This window comes from Mesorhizobium sp. BH1-1-5 (genome assembly GCF_020165615.1).
In the GTDB taxonomy this organism is placed as follows: domain Bacteria; phylum Pseudomonadota; class Alphaproteobacteria; order Rhizobiales; family Rhizobiaceae; genus Mesorhizobium.
Genome location: NZ_JAIUIM010000058.1, coordinates 1 through 1,422 on the forward strand (window position 1 = coordinate 1; position 1,422 = coordinate 1,422).

2 protein-coding genes are annotated in these 1,422 nt (G+C 57.4%); both read left to right on the forward strand.

The window, feature by feature from the left end; translation table 11 throughout:
* Positions 1-533 precede the first annotated feature (533 nt).
* Positions 534-800 (forward strand): type II toxin-antitoxin system ParD family antitoxin, encoded by a 267-nt coding sequence (locus LB572_RS34275; protein ID WP_224670911.1) that lies wholly within the window; start codon positions 534-536, stop codon positions 798-800.
* 2 nt (positions 801-802) lie between these two features.
* Complete coding sequence (locus LB572_RS34280; RefSeq protein WP_224670912.1) at positions 803-1,114, forward strand: type II toxin-antitoxin system RelE/ParE family toxin; 312 nt, start codon at positions 803-805, stop codon at positions 1,112-1,114.
* Positions 1,115-1,422 lie beyond the last annotated feature (308 nt).

A 1,422-nucleotide genomic window follows, 5' to 3' on the forward strand; every position in this document is an offset into this window, starting at 1 on the left:
CGCCCGCAGCCAGGCGAAGCCCACGCCCCCGAAAAACAAGCCAAATCCTCCCCCCAAAACCATTCACAAACAACACCTCCCGTGAGCGCGGGCGTTTTTGCTTCGGAAGATCGCAGACCGCGTGCAAGGGCCACAGGATCTCGCCAAGACCGACTCATTCCCTCCACATTGCCGCCTTGTGCTCGCTTTGATCTGCGGCTGATGAGGACGTAGAGGTGCGAGAGACGCATTAGAGATCAGCACCCCACTAGGTGCGAAATAATATTAGCCGGTTGAGTTTAAACTCAGCCGGCTTTTGTGTCTCAGGCGCCTCGCAAATGGAGGAGCAGAGATCGTAAAATCGGCCGCCCTGCGATCCTCGATCGGGCGCCGGCGTCTCGACCCGGCATTTTGATCGCCGCCGATTCGGATGCGGATGGATATTTCACCGAATCGCAGCGAGGTGAATTCGAATCGAATCAACCAAATTGCTATCTATTGCTATCTATTGCTATATCTGTCGCTCGGCTCCATATTTCCCGAGGAGGTCTTCCATGCCCAACTTTGCTTTGAACGACCATTATGAGCGCTTCATCAGGAAGCAGCTCGAATCGGGCCGCTACAACAATGCCAGCGAAGTTGTCCGTGCCGGCCTGCGCATGCTCGAGGATTTTGAGGCGGAGCGAGAGAAGTGGCTGCGCGAGGAAATCCCGTCGCGCATGGCCGAGATCCAGCAGGATCCGGCAAAGGGAATTCCAGCCGAAACGGTGTTTTCCCGGCTGGAGGCTCGTCACCGCACCCGGCAGGCGAAAGCCAAGTAGGGATGGAATACCGGATTGTCTTCCACGCGAAAGCGGAAGCCGAATTCGAACAGCTCTATGATGACATAGCCGAGCGTGCGTCACCCGCGGTTGCGTGGAATTTTGTCGTGGGCATCCGCGATCATTGCCTGGGCTTGTCGACATTTCCACAGCGCGGCACCGAGCGGGCGGAGATCATGCCGGGGCTGCGGATTATCGGCTATCGCCGCGCGGTCAGCATCGTTTTCGCTGTCGATGGCAAGCGTGTGATGATCCTGGGCATCTTCTACGCTGGCCGGAACATCACGCCTGAATTACTCGAAGAACGGCTCTGAAGCGCAAATCGTAGGGGCGCGGCTGTCGACAATCGGCTAAATGCTGCCGGCGATTTCGAGTTGAGCGCATCCGCCTGGCAGAGTGGCTTGTGACGAGCGTTGCCGGAATGGCCGGCGACGAGTTGCCGGCCAGAATTCAACGAAGCCAGCTTACAATTTTTCCCTCCGTGGATATCTCCACGAGAAATCGAAAAAAGAGCGATCTTGGCTGTTGACAGTTCGATCGGGTGGCGACTATATACGGCCCACGAACGAGGGCGGTGCGCCGCTGGCGGCAGAGAAGTTCGCTTCTAGGTTTGCCCTCTGCA